The sequence below is a fragment of the Acinetobacter geminorum genome (genome assembly GCF_013009345.1).
Taxonomy (GTDB): domain Bacteria; phylum Pseudomonadota; class Gammaproteobacteria; order Pseudomonadales; family Moraxellaceae; genus Acinetobacter; species Acinetobacter geminorum.
The window spans coordinates 113,633-129,934 of the sequence record NZ_JABELE010000006.1; the positions used below are offsets into that span (position 1 = coordinate 113,633).

Genomic DNA, 16,302 nt, shown 5'->3' on the forward strand with positions numbered 1-16,302 from the left:
ACCTCTTAGCGATCCACGTCAGCCATAACCACGTCAATGGTCGCCAGATAAATGATTAAGTCAGATACTAAACTTCCGTTAATCACTGAAGGCATTTGCTGTAAGTGAGTAAACGTCGGTGTACGAATACGAGTACGATAACTCATGGTCGCTTTATCTGAAGTCAAGTAGTAAGTACTTGCACCTTTAACCACTTCAGTCATAAATGATGACTCGCCCGCTGGCATGACAGGACCCCATGAAACGCTCAAGAAGTGCGTAATCAAGGTTTCAATATCTTGTAATGTCTTATCTTTCGGTGGTGGAACAGCCAATGGATGATCCGCTTTGTATGGACCAGAAGGCATGTTATCCAAGCACTGTTGAATAATTTTTAGCGACTCGGTAATTTCACGGAAGTGAACAAGCACACGTGCGTATGCATCGCCTTCATACTCAACCGGCACATCAAAATCGAAGTTTTCATAGCCGCTGTATGGACGATATTTACGAACGTCAAAATCGATACCTGTTGCACGTAAACCAGTACCAGTTACACCCCATGCGAGTGCAGATTTGGCATCGTATTGTGCAACATTACGCGTACGACCAATAAACACAGAGTTTTTCAATGCAGCGGTGTAGTATTCGTTTAAGCGTTTAGGCATCCACTCTAGCAATTCTTTAACAAGCTTTTGCCAGTTGTTTGGAAGATCGTGTGCTGTACCACCAATACGGAACCATGCTGGATGCATACGGTAACCCGTGATTGCTTCAACAATGTCGTAAACTTTTTGACGGTCCGCGAACATATAGAATACTGGTGTCATACCACCGGCATCCTGAATTGCCGTACCACAGAATAACAAGTGGTTATTAATACGGAACAATTCGTTCAACATGACACGAATAACTTGTGCACGCTCAGGAACTTTAATGCCTGCCATTTGCTCTACAGCCATCACATACGGCATGTTTTGAGCACAACCACCTAAGTAGTCAACACGGTCAGTATAAGGAATGAAAGAATGCCATGTTTGACGTTCAGCCATCTTTTCCACACCACGGTGGTGATAACCGATATCAGGTACACAGTCCTTCACTTCTTCGCCATCTAACTGCAATACAACACGGAACGCACCATGTGCAGATGGGTGGTTAGGACCCAAGTTCAGGAACATGAAGTCTTCATCAGCGTTACCACGCTTAAGACCCCAGTCTTCCGGCACAAAACGTAAGTGCTCTTGTTCAAAGTCTTGTTTCGCTTTGTCTTGCATATACGGCGTATATTCTGTCGCACGTGCTGAATATTCTTTACGAAGCGGATGACCTTCCCAATAGGTTGGCAGCAAAATACGACGGAGCATTGGATGCCCTTCGAAATTGATACCGAACATATCGTAAGCTTCACGTTCATACCAGTTGGCATTTGGCCAGATATTTGTCGCTGTCGGAATGTTTAGATCATTTTCGTTCAAGGCAACCTTGATACGAATGTCACTATTACGCTCAAGCGATAATAAATGATAGAACACAGTGAAGTCAGATGCTGGTAAACCATCACGATGAACACGTAAACGCTCATCCATCGCAGATAAGTCAAACAGCATTACATACGGACGTTCCACTTTACGCAGGAACATAAGGACTTCTTGCACGCGTGCGCGCTCGACCCAGACTGTTGGAAACTCTTCAAAAGTCGCCTGCACGTAAAAGTTCTCACCAAATTTGGTTTTGAGCTCTTCTACAATTGCAAATGCTGGGCGTGAATCAACTGCTGTTGACTCTGGCATAGCAATGTCAGTTTCAGCCATTGGCTTGGCTTCCTATTTAATACAAATTCTGTCAATTTTCTCGATGAACATATCAGTTAGATATGTCAAAACACCGTCAAAAAATTATTTAATCTCATCCATAGAGCGTAAGTTTTTAACGGCAATACGCTCTGCATTCTTACGATCACGTTCTGGCATCATCTTTGGCTTATACACTGGCTGAAGATCATCACCGATCACGGCAGAAAGCGGGCGTCGCTCTAATTGAATCTGGTCTTGTAAAAGCATTAAAGCTTGAATTAATGCTTCAGGACGAGGCGGACAACCTGGGACGTACACGTCAACAGGAATAATTTTGTCTACACCTTGTACTACTGAATAGATGTCGTACATACCTCCAGAGTTTGCACAAGCACCCATCGAAATGACCCATTTAGGCTCTAACATCTGTTCATACAGACGCTGAATAACTGGTGCCATTTTTACGAAACAGGTACCTGCAACAATCATCAAGTCAGCCTGACGAGGTGAAGCACGGATAACCTCTGCACCGAAACGTGACAAGTCATGCACACCTGTTAAGGTCGTTGCATATTCGACGTAACAACATGAGGTACCAAAGTTAAATGGCCACAAAGAGTTTTTACGTCCCCAGTTTACTGCTGTATGCAAGACATCCTCTAAACGAGTCATGAATACGTTTTTATTCACTTCCTCTTCAAGTGGATCCGTCACAATTTGACGTTCTTGCAATGGGTATTGATCAGCATCCGGATTCGCGCGGGTCAGAGTATATTTCATCCCGACTTACTCCTTTTCAGATGACAATGCAGGTGTAGTTTTTGACTTAACACGACCTGATGATTGAGCTGGAATCTGGCCTGTAGGGTCAGTTACGAGCTCTTCAATAGAATTAAAGCGTGTAATTTCAGCAATGTTCATTGTTGGTGAACCGATTTTAACCGCCTCACCTGCTGATTTACGGCGATCTGCTGGTGACCAACTTAAAGCACCTACAGAGAAGGCATAAACAAGCGCAATCAATAAATCAACGACAAAGATCACTACAGTGGTATATCCCAACCACCCTACTTCACGCACAGAAGTAGACCATGCATAGAGGTAAAGCGCCTCTAAGTCGAAAACAACAAAGAAAATTGCAACTAAATAGAACTTTGCAGACAGGCGAATGCGAGCGCCACCAGCACTCACGACACCTGATTCAAACTGCTCTTGCTTAGCACGTCCCCACGATTTTCCCCCGAGGAGTAAGGGAACTGTGAGCATAAAGACGCAAAGAAATGTAACGCCGATCACGAAGGCGATAATCGCCCAGTCGTATGGAGTAATGGCACTCATGCGGGGATAACTCCTGGCAGGCCTATTATTTAACAAAGAATGTATGTATTGGCCTTCAAATACACCAAACACAAAATTAATCCCGCCAATTGTACCTGATTTCTAATTTCCCATGCTAGTTGAAGCGTCTTAGTCTTTCGGATGATTTTCTATACAAAACTATTCATCTATGTGTTGTAAGGGGGGTTTCACCGCACATAATCGGTTTAATTAATAGTTTCTTTAATTATGATGATTTTTTTCATTTTTTAATTTTAGAATATTTACACAGTTGAACTGCTTATTAACTTTTTATAACTTACTTTTTTATAATATTAGTTTGTTTTTTATTGTATTCAGCTTCTCCTCTGAATTATGATGAATGTTTAATCATGCATAATATTTTATTACTCTTGGATAAGAGTATTTATCATTAAGGGCAGCTGATGCCATACTCACTTCGTGAATTTTCACTTCTCTCCTTTTTAAAATTTTTTCTCCTATTTAGCTTCATTATTGCGACATGTTGTTTCATTGGCATTGCATCTCGCCCTTTAAGTTTTCTTGCATTCTTTTGGCCTGCCAATTCGGTTTTGCTCGGATTGCTTATTCGTTTTCCAATCACACGCCGACCAAGCGCATTTTTAGGTGCCTATATAGGATATGTGATTGCTGACTTATTTCAGGGCACTCCATTTGCTCTCACACTTGTTTTAACAACATCAAACTTTCTTTATGTTGTTACTACGTTTGGGCTCTATATGTTTTTTAATCAACATATTAAGGCAGCCTATCGCGGTTATTCCTACCTTTTTTTATTTGGACTATGCGGAATAGGTAGCGTAGTAGGTGCATTGTTTGCAGCAACTTTCGTGCCTATGTTTAATACTAAATTTATGATTGGTGGCTTGTTGGATGAGTTTGGTTACTGGTTCACTTCAGAACTGCAAAATGCCTTACTTCTTTTACCTATCATATTGAACATCCCACAATATAGTCAGGTTAAACATTACTTTTCAAGAAATCGTGGCCTAGAACCAACCGACCTTTTACCTTTTGGAGCCGTGCTTATTTCGATTGCTGCTAGCTATTATGACTCCGGTCCGGGTTCGCTCCTCTACCCGATTGCAGCACTGATCTGGTGTGCTATTCGCTACAAACCTATTATTGTTGCACTCATTACAAGCCTCACCAGTGCTTATATTATTTATCATATCTCTGGACATTACCTTTTACTCTATCCAAACGAATATCTCAGCAATACGATCTCAATCCGTATTGGGTTAATTATGATGACGATTGCCCCACTTACGGTTTCTAGCATTAGTGTTTTGCATTCAGAGTTAATTCAAAAACTTCAACATGCCATTGCACATGATGAACTAACTTCAAGTCTGACTCGACGCCAGTTTTTACAGTCAGTCAGATTACTTCAAGAAAAAGTACAAAAAGAAAATAAGACCTCAGCTTTTTTCATGCTTGATGTAGACCACTTTAAACAAGTTAATGACAACTACGGCCATCAAATAGGCGACCGTGCTCTACAAACCTGTGTCACCACGATTCAAAATATTTTACATCCTCATGATTTATTAGGCCGCTTTGGAGGTGAAGAGTTTGCCATTTTTATTGCAGATACCACTAAAGAAAGTGCATTTGAACTGGCTGAACAAATTCGAATTAAAATTAGTCAGCAACCGATTTATATTTATGGGAAATTACCAATTTTTATACAGGTGAGTATTGGCATAAGCTTATATTCCCCATCGTCCCATCGAGCGATTGAAAACTTATTTAAAGAAGCAGATGACGCTTTATATCAAGCAAAACGCCAAGGACGTAATCGAGTGTTTATCTCTTTATAATTTTTCCATTTCATCATCTAGTGTAATGAATTTTATACAATAACCTGTGTTTTGCCATGTATGCTAATAACAGATAATAAGGAGAAAAATGCATGACTCTAGAATATACGCATAAACCAAACTACTACTTGTTTGCACAATTACTGGTGCGACATATAGAAAGCTATATTCACAAACATCCAGATGCCAACAATGCAATTTTTGACTTGCGAGACGTCTATGAAATATTTAGACAGGATTTTGCGTCAACGACAACAAACCTAGAAGGTATTTTGAATATTGCAGATGAATATAAAATAGAAACGCTTAATGGAGATCAACCTCTTATTCAAAAATACCAGATTGATGCAAAAAACAATTCGTTACTGATCGATTTTAATTCCGATGCATTAACCAGCTTAAGAAGCGGAAAACCTATTTTGGAACCAGATGCAACCCAACTATAAGTAGATTAATAAAAAAGCACCTTATGAAGGTGCTTTTTTATTGGCTTTTAAAGGAGGCTGTTTAAAGCGTTTTGCTGGCCATGTCATAATAAAACGAGCGCCACCCAAGGTTGGGCTTTCATCCACTTTAATTTCACCGCCAAACCAATAGGCAATACGGCTTACGATAGATAACCCTAAACCATAACCACCCGACGCACGCGTACGGCTATCGTCTAGACGGGCAAAAGCCTCAAATACCCTTTTACGGTCTTGTTCAGGAATACCTGCGCCATCATCTTCAACACAAACAAAGGCCATGCCATCACTATGGATACCACCGGTAATCCGAACTTTATTATCGCAATAACGAACCGCGTTACCCACTAAGTTTTGAACAACACGATGTAAATAACGACGCTCAGCATCTACTTTTACATAAAGTGGAGGAGCAACCAGTTCAATTTCTTTTTGTGTTTTTAAGGCTTCGGTTTCGACCGCAACCTGATCCAACACATCAAATAAAGTAATTTCATCAAAATCTAGTGAAGGTGTACCTTGCTCTAGTTTTGCATAAGTCATGATTTCATCAATTAAAGTATTGAGTGCCTCAATATCTTTATCAATCATATCGACTTGATGCATACGATGATTGTAGTCATCTTCTTCCGCCAACATTTCTGTACCAAAGCGAATACGGGCAACAGGCGTTCTAAGCTCATGAGATACGGCTCTCATTAACTCACGCTGAGCCTCGATTAAGCGCTGAATATGATCAGACATATTGTTATAACTTGATGCCAAGTTTGCCATTTCGTCACTTCCTTCAATAGGAACACGCAATGACAAATCACCAGACTTCATACGGTTTAATGCATAACGCACTTGGCGAATCTTACGCTCTAGTGGCAAGATCAACCCATAGACACCTAGACTCAGCAAAAATAAGCTAAATAAGGTAATCCCTGCTGAAAGCTGCAAAGGCATCCAGTTAAACATCGGAACCGGCCCAAGCACGAGAACCTGTGCAGGATGATTCGGTATTGGAGAGACAATTGAAATTGTTGTACCGCGGACTGTTGCACTGTCTTTGTACAACATGACGCTTTGGTCTTGGCGTAACCGACCAATTTGTTCAGAGTCCAGATTAATGTCTTGAATATTGTAGATATTAATTGGGTAGGAAAAATGCTTTTGAATCTTGGCAAGATATTCTTGTTCTTGACCCGGATAAAACATCAGATAATCAAGTACAAAAATAGGGAGAGCCTTCATTTGGCGCTCACTAATTTTATCGACTTTTATCGATAAAAAGTGCTGAGGATCATCACGCAAGCCAATAATGATATATGCAATACTATTACTAGCATCGTACCGGACAACAGATTTTTGAGCTTCGATTCGCTTTTTCTCGGTACGAGATAATTCCACCTTGCTTGCATCAGTATAATAGATTGGAAGTTCCAATAAATCTGATGCATCTGAAATCCAATCTATTTTCTGCTGCTTCCCTGGTTGTCGAGCGACCCCTTCACTAATGACATAAGAAATACCATCGGTTAAAGATTCTCGGTATTCTTGTGCCCGTTGATAATTGATGATTTGTACAAGCAAATAACCAAAAACGGCAACCAAAACAACAAGAATTACCAGTCCCGCATATATTCGCAGGAATATACTGTGTTTAAACACTCGACCAACCTTATAGGAAGTTTATGCAGATCTTATAACCCATTGGTTTCTTTAACGAATAAGTAACCTTTACTACGTACTGTTTTAATACGCTTTGGATTTTCAGGATCATCGCCAATTTTTGGACGAATACGTGAGATACGGACATCGATTGAACGGTCCTGACCATCGTATTCAATACCGCGTAAACGTTCGAAGATATCTTCACGCGATAAGATACGGCCAGCATTTGATGCAAGCAACCATAATAGGTCATATTCTGCGCTAGTGAAATCAACAAGCTCACCATGCAACGTTACTGAACGGCCGCCATTATCAATCACAAGGTCATCAAACTCGATACGTTGTGCAACTTCATCTTCTACAGTTTTATCTGTGCGACGTAATAGTGCACGGATACGTGCTAAAAGAACACGTGGTTGAACTGGTTTAGCAACATAGTCATCTGCACCCATTTCCAAACCAAGTACCTGATCCATGTCTTCTGTACGTGCAGTCAACATCAGAATCGGTTGATGGTAATGTGGACGAACTTCACGGCAAACTGTTAAGCCATCGGCACCCGGCAACATGACATCCAAGACTACTAGATCTGGTTGTTCACTAATAATACGACGAATTGCACGGTTACCATCAGTTTCTACACCAACTTCCAAACCGTTGCGAATTAAATATTCTTGAGTTAATCGCGCTAAGCGCTCGTCATCTTCAACGATCAGAATCTTTGGTAACTTTTCTTCTTGGCTCATATCATTGCCCCTATAAATCTCGTTTCATGCATCTTAAAAATCTTGCAGATACATTCGTTTATCATTTGCAATATACACACGTTTACATTGTAAACAAGTAGGCGTTCACCAAACTGATACATGACAACCGTGTTTTGTTGCATTTTATTAGCCTTTGAATTTTCACGTGTTTTTAAGATTTATTTATTGTTATTAAATTTCATATTCTATTCATATTTCCAATGTATGAATATTAAACAAATTATTTCTCTGTTTAGTTTAAATTTATTTAAGTGTTTGTTTTTTGAGTTATCCACAAAGTTATCTATAAGCGTTTTTTAACAGCTTTGCTATGCTATCTCCCATCAAATCATACAGATAAAAAATTACTAAAAAGTCAAGATTGATCTGCTATGAAAAATCCCGTATCTTGTGTTGAAAATAAACTTTAACTACTAAGTCTTGTGTTTATCCCTCAAATATCGTGGCATGTTTTTTGCTCGGTTCAAACGGTCTATGAACATAACAAAAGTGACAATGGAGCTATGCTGGCATGAGCGTAATTACTTCGACTCCCGGTCAAATTCAGGTGATTAAGCGCACTGGAGATGTTGCTGCATTTGATGCAGAGAAAATTTCAGTTGCGATTGGTAAAGCTTTTCTTGCTGTGGAAGGTCAACAGAGTTCGGATTCTAGCCGTATTCATGACCGTATTACCCAGTTGACGGAAATGGTATTAAATACTTTCACTCGCCGTTTACCATCGGGCGGTACGATCCATATTGAAGAAATTCAAGATCAAGTAGAACTTGCTTTAATGCGTACTGGGGAACAAAAGGTTGCCCGCGCTTATGTGATTTACCGTGAACAACGTGCTAGCGCTCGTCAACAAACGAACTCAAACCACCACCCTACTTTACAAGTTACTGACGCAAACGGTCAGCTTCAGCCACTTGATTTAAGTGCATTGCAAGCAACTGTTTCTAAAGCAGCTGAAGGTTTGGAAGGTATTGATGTTCAAGCCATTGTGGATGAAACCGTTAAAAACTTATATAACGGCGTAAAAGAAAGTGATATTGCCACTACAATGATGATGGCAACACGTACCCGTATTGAACAAGAACCTAACTACACTTATGTGACTGCACGTTTGCTTTGTAACGAGTTAGTAGGTACAGGTTTAGCATTCTTAGGTTTATCAACAGACACACCAGAAAACAATGCACTTGAAGCATTCTTGAAAAAAGGTGTTGAGCTTGATTTGCTTTCACCTGACTTGCTTGACTTCGACTTAGAAAAACTATCAGCAGCAATTCAGCCAGAACGTTCTAATCAGTTTACCTATTTAGGTTTACAGACTTTATTTGACCGTTACTTCATTCACTCAAACGGCGTTCGCTTCGAATTACCACAATTATTCTTTATGCGTGTGTCGATGGGTCTTGCACTCAATGAGCAAGATAAAGAAGAGCGTGCAATTGAGTTCTATAACTTATTGTCTAGCTTCGACTACATGGCTTCTACGCCTACCCTGTTTAACTCAGGTACATTACGTCCACAGCTTTCAAGTTGTTACTTAACAACAATTGGCGATGACCTTTATGACATTTATGGCGCGATGCGTGACAACGCGATGCTTTCTAAATGGGCTGGTGGTTTAGGTAATGACTGGACACCTGTACGTGCCTTGAACTCTTATATTAAAGGTACTAACGGTAAGTCTCAGGGTGTTGTTCCATTTTTGAAAGTTGCGAACGATACAGCTGTTGCGGTAAACCAAGGTGGTAAGCGTAAAGGTGCTGTGTGTGCATACCTAGAAACTTGGCACTTAGACATCGAAGAGTTCTTAGAGCTTCGTAAAAACACGGGTGATGACCGTCGCCGTACTCACGACATGAACACTGCGAACTGGGTTCCAGACTTGTTTATGCAACGTGTATTTGAAGATGGTGAATGGACATTATTTACCCCTTCTGAAACTCCAGACTTGCACGACTTGACTGGTGCTGAATTTGCTGAGCGTTATGCTTACTATGAGTCTGTAGCGAAAGAAACTAACATGCTACACAAGAAAGTACGTGCTAAAGACTTATGGCGCAAAATGCTTTCTATGTTGTTTGAAACTGGTCATCCTTGGATCACATTCAAAGATGTATGTAACTTACGTTCACCACAACAACACGTTGGCGTAGTTCACTCATCTAACCTATGTACTGAAATTACCTTGAACACAAATCAAGACGAAATTGCAGTATGTAACTTAGGTTCGATCAACCTTGTACAACACGTTCAAGGTGGTGTGTTAGACCGTGAGAAGTTAGCTCGTACTATTAAAACAGCAGTACGTATGCTCGATAACGTTATCGACATTAACTATTACGCTGTACCACAAGCGAAAAACTCCAACTTGAAACACCGCCCTGTGGGTATGGGTATCATGGGCTTCCAAGATGCGCTATACGAAATGGGTATTGCTTACGGTTCAGACGCTGCTGTTGATTTTGCAGATGAATCAATGGAAGTGATTAGCTACTACGCGATTGAAACTTCAAGCAACTTGGCTGTTGAACGTGGTGCTTACTCAACATTCAAAGGTTCATTGTGGGATCAAGGTATCCTTCCAATCGACTCTTTAGAAATTGTTGCGAAATCTCGTCCAGAGCGCATGTTCGAAGTTGACCGTACTCAACGTTTAGACTGGGACACTTTACGTGCCAAAGTTCAAAAAGACGGTATGCGTAACTCAAACGTGATGGCGATTGCTCCAACTGCAACCATCTCTAACATTTGTGGTGTTTCTCAGTCTATTGAGCCAACATTCCAAAACTTATATGTGAAATCCAACTTGTCTGGTGAGTTCACTGTTATTAACCCATACCTCGTTCGTGCATTAAAAGATCGCGGTCTTTGGGACACAGTAATGGTTAACGACCTTAAACACTTTGAAGGTTCAGTACAAAAAATTGCTCGTATTCCTGAAGAATTAAAAGCAATCTTTGCTACTGCGTTTGAAGTAGATACACGTTGGATCGTTGATGCTGCATCACGCCGTCAAAAATGGATTGATCAGGCTCAGTCGCTTAACCTTTACATCTCTGGTGCAAATGGTAAGAAACTTGACATCACTTACAAGATGGCATGGTTACGTGGTCTTAAGACGACTTATTACCTCCGAGCTTTAGGTGCAACTTCTGCTGAAAAATCTACAATTAACACAGGTGCTTTAAACGCAGTTAAACCTGCAACTGTTGAAGCAGCGGCGGTTGCTGCCCCTGTTGTAGAAACGAAGAAACCAGAAGCAGCAGTTGAAGAAGAAGGCTTTACTCAAGCAGCTCCTGTACCAATGGCTTGTTCAATCGACAACCCTGATTGTGAAGCTTGCCAATAACATTTAATAAGATTGCTCTTTTTCACTAAAGAGCAATCTTAAAAGAGGTAAAGATTATGCTTTCTCATCTCAGCCATAACTATATGCTTGGTGTTGGAGTTTTAATCTTTGCCTTTATTTTCTTTTATATGCCGATGGTTTACGCATTTATCACAATACGTAAGCAGCAGCGTAAACAAAATAAGTTGTAGGGAGTAGAGACCAAAGGCCCAAAATTTGGTCATGCATCAATAAAACTTAATTTTGTTTACACATTAAAAGCGTATAGTAGGGACATCTTCGTTTAAGAGATGTCAAATATAGATATATACAACGAAGAGAGAACAAAAATGTCTATCCTTAGTTGGGACGATTTTGAAGATGATTCGCAAAAACCGACTACACCTGAACACAAGTCTGCGCCCGTCCAACCGGAAAAAGCGTCAGATTCGCAGAATGTATCTACTGCGCAGCCATCATCGCCGAGCGTGGCAGCTCCACAATCCGCTGGAACCCATTCCGTGCGACCAACAGTTGCCTCCGATACAGTGGCTAGAGCCGCTCAAGCCTTAGAACACTTAGACGTTGCCCCTGGCCTTGAAGAGCTAGAAATGGGTGCTCAACGTGTTCAAGTTGACGACAAAGCAATGATTAACTGTCGTGCGGACTTGAACCAACTTGTACCATTTAAATACGAATGGGCTTGGCAGAAATATCTTGACGGGTGTGCAAACCACTGGATGCCTCAAGAAGTGAACATGAACCATGACATCGCGCTTTGGAAGTCTGAAAATGGCTTAACTGAAGACGAGCGTACTATTGTTATGCGTTCTTTAGGTTTCTTCTCGACCGCAGACTCTTTGGTTGCAAACAACTTGGTATTGGCGATTTACCGTCACATTACTAACCCTGAATGCCGTCAGTACATCTTGCGTCAAGCGTTTGAAGAAGCAATTCACACTCACGCTTACCAATACTGTATTGAATCTTTAGGTATGGACGAAGGCGAAGTCTTCAACATGTACCGTGAAGTTCCATCTGTTGCACGTAAAGCAGCTTGGGGCTTGAAATATACTCAATCTTTAACTGATCCTAATTTCCACACAGGTACACCTGAAAACGACCAACGCTTACTTCGTAACTTGATCGCATTCTACTGTGTTCTTGAAGGGATCTTCTTCTACTGTGGCTTTACTCAAATTTTGAGTATGGGTCGTCGTAACAAGATGAACGGTGTTGCTGAGCAGTTCCAATACATCTTGCGTGATGAATCTATGCACTTGAACTTTGGTATCGACATGATTAACCAAATCAAGATTGAGAACCCTCATCTTTGGACTGCTGAGTTCCAACAAGAAGTGGTTCAAATGATTGTTGAAGGTACGATGCTTGAAATCGAATATGCACGTGACACGATGCCACGCGGTGTATTGGGTATGAACGCAAGCATGATGGAAGAATATTTAAAATTCATCTGTAACCGTCGTTTATCTCAGTTAGGTTTACCAGAGCAATTTGCTGGTGTAACGAATCCATTTGCGTGGATGTCTGAGATGATGGACTTACGTAAAGAGAAGAACTTCTTCGAAACTCGCGTAACTGACTACCAAACTGGTGGTGCTTTGAGCTGGTAAGTTTAGGCATCTGAAAGAAAAAACCGCTATCTCTATAGCGGTTTTTTCTTGGCTTGTATTTATTAGACTTTTTTCAACATGCTGAGTCTTGGCGATATATGTATAAAGCTTTACCAATTTTACTAAATTACCAGCCTCTATATGTATCCCTTACCACTTTCTCACTTAAATTAATTTTAAATGAGTTTAATGAAAACTTTACTGATTCTATAGTCACTTTTTACAAAATCCACTATCACACCATTAAAATTTATAAATGGATATTAATTAATTGATTTTATTCCACTCTAGGCATAAATGTATTGATTAGTATTTTCTATAAAGCAGTATATGTATCTCACCCTTGATTATTAAAACAAATAGAATAAATTCAAGATTATTTAGGGTTAAAATTATTAACATCTAAATCAATTAGTTTAGATACCACAAATAATTAGTCTATACTGTTAAAGCATATTTAATAATAATCGATATTCCAGATAGCAGTACAATGAAATTAATAATTTTCAAGAATTGCTGCTTAGATAATTTGAGCGTAATTCGCTTGCCAATGAATGCCCCTATCAACATTGATGGGATAAACAGAAGCGCAAGTGAAAATAAATTATCCGAAAAATACACACCCGCTGTAGTAAACAGAATGACTCGAAAAACCGTACTACATCCAATTAATGTAGTTTGAGTGACACGGATTTTTTCTGGAGTTTCGATTCGTCCATTAAGGTAAATCGCATATAAAAATCCACCGCTACCAAACATGGCTCCTAAGAAACCACCAGATAACCCAAAAGGAAAAACAAATTTTTTCTCTAGTTTTTTCTGTGGTTTAAAGCCGCTTAATGAGTAAATAGCATATAAAAGAGTAAATATACCAAATGCTAGAAGTGCGTAACTTGCATTAACTCTCATCAGCAGTATAAAGCCAAGAAAACTACCGACAAACATAAGTGGTATTAGAAATTTTAATTCAGAAAAGTCTGCTTTCTTACCATCTTTAATGACATTCGAAATGGCAGCGAACATATCTAGTAAGGCTAACAGTGGAATAATTTGTGAGAGAGGTAAAAAGTTAAGTAATACAGGACTCGCAATTAATGCAGTGCCAAAACCCACCATTCCAAAGATAATATAAGAAAAAACTATTGTTATTAACATTATTGAAAGTTGCAGTACTGAAAAATCTTCTAAAAGATACATTTAAAATTCCATTTTTGATTTTTAACCAAGCCAAACTACACTAAAATATAAATTACCACATAAATATTAGATAATTTTATCAAACATTAAAATATTTAATACTCATTTTTTTTGATTATTTCTTTGTTATAAAAATTTCGCTGTAAAAATAAATTTCATTATAAAAGGAAATTCAAAAATGAACTCTAAAGTAATCATCAATGGAAATGTTGATTGTAAAGAAACTATTAGTGCTGATTTAGATGAATTCATTACTAAAATGGATGATCACGAAATTTTCCAAAACAATTATTTCAAGCATTTAACTTCTACGTCTTGGACGCCAGAATCATATATCTTATTTCGTGACAACTTCTTCTATCGTACAGAGCTAACCGTGAAAGGAATTGCCCATGTATGTTCACGATCTGCTTTTGAAAATGATATGGACACTCTAGTCCTATTCACCCATATCTTAAGTGAAGAAACTGGTATGGGTGAAAAGGCTAAGTGCCATGAAATCTTTATGGAGAATGCGCTCAATGTATTTGGCGCTGCAGAATACAATCTTCCAGAGATGAAGGTTCAACAAGCTAAAAATAGTGATCGAATCATCGCAGAGACATTACAGTATCGAGATACTATCCAAGGTTTGATTACAGGCAGTTATCCTCGCATGTTGGGAGCAGTCATGGCCCTAGAAAACCATGCTGATAAGATGCTTACCGTATTCCGTGAAGCGTTCCGATTCAATAACAAAAACCTTGATCCAAATGAATTCGTTAAGAAGGTTGAGGTTTATTTTAATGCCCATATCGAAAATGGCGTCGAAGATCGTCATGCTCAAGATGCTAAACAGTGTGTCCATAACAACTGTAATAATCAAGAAGACCTTGATGAGATTAAGTTTGGTGCAAATGAAACATTGAAAGCCCAGCTTAAGATGTGGAATGCAATGTTTGATCAAGCTGTATCACTTTAATTAAAACGGATTTTGAGATTTCACAATGCAAAACTTAGGTATTTCACAAGCAGCCTTGAATTTACGTGAATCAATTACACACGGAACTAAGGCAAAAATTCTAGAATTAAATAAAAAGTCTAGCGCAGATGATCAGGTCATTGATTTAAGTATTGGTACTTTGGATGAAAAGACCAATAGCGGGATTGATGATGCAGTTAAGAGTTATATTTCAAATAATGCTGCAATTATCCATGAGTTTGCCCCAGTTAAAGGCTTCTCTTTCTTACGAAAGTCTATTGCTGAGCGTGTGAAGCGTTTACGAGACATTAGCTTCAACCCAGATACTGAAATCATGGTCACTCCTGGCGGTATTAAAGGCGCTATCACCGTGGTATTCCATACACTTCTAAATCCAGACGATGAAGTGATTTACCCAGTACCAAACTGGCCTCATTACGCAGACATGATTGAATTGCACTTAGGTAAAGCTAAACCAATCTATGTCAAAGACTTTTATAACCAAGCGATTGATGTAGTTGAGTTAGAAAAAACCATTACAGATAAAACCAAAATTATCATTCTTGGTGACTGCCTAAACCCTTCTGGCAAAATTTATACTCGTGATGAATTAGAGTCGATTTCAAAAGTGATTTTGACTGCCAATGCCGAACGTTTATCAAAAGGTCTAAGCCCAATCTATGTGCTTTTTGATTGCCCTTATGAATCACATATTTTGAATACTAAACCTGCAAACATTTCAAATATTACGCAGGAGTTTAAAGACCAAATACACTCTATGTGGGACTACACCATTTATATTACTGGTCCTGGTAAAACCTATGGAATGCACGGCGACCGATCTGGATATATTTGTGCTTCGGACAAACTGATTAAAGTTATGGAAAAAGTACAGGTGAATTTAAACTCATTTGCTTCGACTTATGCCCAAATTGCGACACATGAAGCAATGCAAGAATATATGGATGACGTTGCAAAGAAACGTGCAGTAGTTGCTAGACAGAACATGCAGACATTCATTGAAGACTTGAAAAGCTGCAATGGTTTAGAAGTGACTGAGCCTGAAGGTGGATTTTTCTTATTCTTGGATTTGTCAAAGTATGGCGAAAAAATCCAAACGCTAGGATTTGATTCGGCCGATCAATATCTTTTGGAAACAGCAAAAGTTGCTTCTATTGGAGGCATGCATTTTGGTGAAAACATCGATAGCCTCAGACATTACATTCGCATGAATTGTGGACGTGACCCAGTGACTCTAAAGGCAGCAGCAGCACGTATTAAAGAAGCCCTTCAGAAATTGAACTAACACATATTATTCAGGAAGTTAATTTTTAACTTCCT

The 16,302-nt window shown here is 39.3% G+C and carries 14 protein-coding genes; 7 read left to right on the forward strand and 7 right to left on the reverse strand.

Going from position 1 to position 16,302, the window contains the following annotated elements:
* Positions 1 to 5: 5 nt before the first annotated feature.
* The 3 genes from nuoC to ndhC all read right to left on the reverse strand — a co-directional run bounded on the left by nuoC (position 6) and on the right by ndhC (position 3,113).
* Positions 6 to 1,793 (reverse strand): NADH-quinone oxidoreductase subunit C/D, encoded by a 1,788-nt coding sequence (gene nuoC, locus HJG58_RS07390; protein ID WP_002120052.1) that lies wholly within the window; start codon positions 1,791 to 1,793, stop codon positions 6 to 8.
* A gap of 84 nt (positions 1,794 to 1,877) precedes the next feature.
* Entirely contained in the window at positions 1,878 to 2,555 is a 678-nt protein-coding gene (locus tag HJG58_RS07395) for a NuoB/complex I 20 kDa subunit family protein (RefSeq protein WP_002120034.1), read from the reverse strand.
* A gap of 6 nt (positions 2,556 to 2,561) precedes the next feature.
* Positions 2,562 to 3,113 carry an NADH-quinone oxidoreductase subunit A gene (ndhC, locus tag HJG58_RS07400; protein WP_002120061.1) on the reverse strand — a complete coding sequence of 184 codons (552 nt, stop codon included), beginning with the start codon at positions 3,111 to 3,113 and terminating at the stop codon, positions 2,562 to 2,564.
* A gap of 425 nt (positions 3,114 to 3,538) precedes the next feature.
* On the opposite strand from ndhC, the gene HJG58_RS07405 reads away from it, so the two are divergent.
* Both HJG58_RS07405 and HJG58_RS07410 read left to right on the forward strand, forming a co-directional pair.
* Entirely contained in the window at positions 3,539 to 4,957 is a 1,419-nt protein-coding gene (locus tag HJG58_RS07405; protein ID WP_170248419.1) for a sensor domain-containing diguanylate cyclase, read from the forward strand.
* Between the two features lie 92 nt (positions 4,958 to 5,049).
* Complete coding sequence (locus HJG58_RS07410; protein ID WP_171545252.1) at positions 5,050 to 5,403, forward strand: hypothetical protein; 354 nt, start codon at positions 5,050 to 5,052, stop codon at positions 5,401 to 5,403.
* Between the two features lie 21 nt (positions 5,404 to 5,424).
* Here the strand turns inward: HJG58_RS07410 and bfmS are convergent, their stop codons facing one another.
* The 3 genes from bfmS to HJG58_RS19155 are packed head-to-tail and all read right to left on the reverse strand — an operon-like array spanning position 5,425 to position 8,002.
* Positions 5,425 to 7,074 carry a sensor histidine kinase BfmS gene (gene bfmS, locus HJG58_RS07415; protein ID WP_309171643.1) on the reverse strand — a complete coding sequence of 550 codons (1,650 nt, stop codon included), beginning with the start codon at positions 7,072 to 7,074 and terminating at the stop codon, positions 5,425 to 5,427.
* Positions 7,075 to 7,106: 32 nt separating this feature from the next.
* Positions 7,107 to 7,823 carry a response regulator transcription factor BfmR gene (gene bfmR / locus HJG58_RS07420; RefSeq protein WP_003653488.1) on the reverse strand — a complete coding sequence of 239 codons (717 nt, stop codon included), beginning with the start codon at positions 7,821 to 7,823 and terminating at the stop codon, positions 7,107 to 7,109.
* Positions 7,820 to 8,002, reverse strand: a complete 183-nt coding sequence (locus HJG58_RS19155; RefSeq protein ID WP_309171647.1) for a hypothetical protein — start codon at positions 8,000 to 8,002, stop codon at positions 7,820 to 7,822. Before HJG58_RS19155 ends, bfmR begins: the two co-directional genes overlap by 4 nt.
* Positions 8,003 to 8,355: 353 nt before the next feature.
* Between HJG58_RS19155 and HJG58_RS07425 the strand changes: the two genes are divergently transcribed.
* From HJG58_RS07425 to HJG58_RS07435, 3 genes are all read left to right on the forward strand, one after another.
* Positions 8,356 to 11,190, forward strand: coding sequence for a ribonucleoside-diphosphate reductase subunit alpha (locus HJG58_RS07425; RefSeq protein ID WP_170248420.1), 2,835 nt, complete (start codon positions 8,356 to 8,358; stop codon positions 11,188 to 11,190).
* Between the two features lie 56 nt (positions 11,191 to 11,246).
* The gene (locus HJG58_RS07430; RefSeq protein ID WP_002120013.1) at positions 11,247 to 11,381 is read left to right on the forward strand and encodes a hypothetical protein; all 135 of its coding nucleotides are present in this window, start codon (positions 11,247 to 11,249) and stop codon (positions 11,379 to 11,381) included.
* 138 nt (positions 11,382 to 11,519) lie between these two features.
* Positions 11,520 to 12,803, forward strand: coding sequence for a ribonucleotide-diphosphate reductase subunit beta (locus HJG58_RS07435; protein WP_170248421.1), 1,284 nt, complete (start codon positions 11,520 to 11,522; stop codon positions 12,801 to 12,803).
* A gap of 438 nt (positions 12,804 to 13,241) precedes the next feature.
* On the opposite strand, the gene HJG58_RS07440 is transcribed toward HJG58_RS07435, so the two are convergent.
* The gene (locus HJG58_RS07440) at positions 13,242 to 14,000 is read right to left on the reverse strand and encodes a sulfite exporter TauE/SafE family protein (RefSeq protein ID WP_170248422.1); all 759 of its coding nucleotides are present in this window, start codon (positions 13,998 to 14,000) and stop codon (positions 13,242 to 13,244) included.
* Positions 14,001 to 14,178: 178 nt separating this feature from the next.
* Between HJG58_RS07440 and HJG58_RS07445 the strand changes: the two genes are divergently transcribed.
* Both HJG58_RS07445 and HJG58_RS07450 read left to right on the forward strand, forming a co-directional pair.
* Entirely contained in the window at positions 14,179 to 14,961 is a 783-nt protein-coding gene (locus tag HJG58_RS07445) for an iron-containing redox enzyme family protein (protein ID WP_170248423.1), read from the forward strand.
* 25 nt (positions 14,962 to 14,986) lie between these two features.
* Entirely contained in the window at positions 14,987 to 16,267 is a 1,281-nt protein-coding gene (locus tag HJG58_RS07450; RefSeq protein WP_170248424.1) for a pyridoxal phosphate-dependent aminotransferase, read from the forward strand.
* The last annotated feature ends 35 nt before the right edge of the window (positions 16,268 to 16,302 follow it).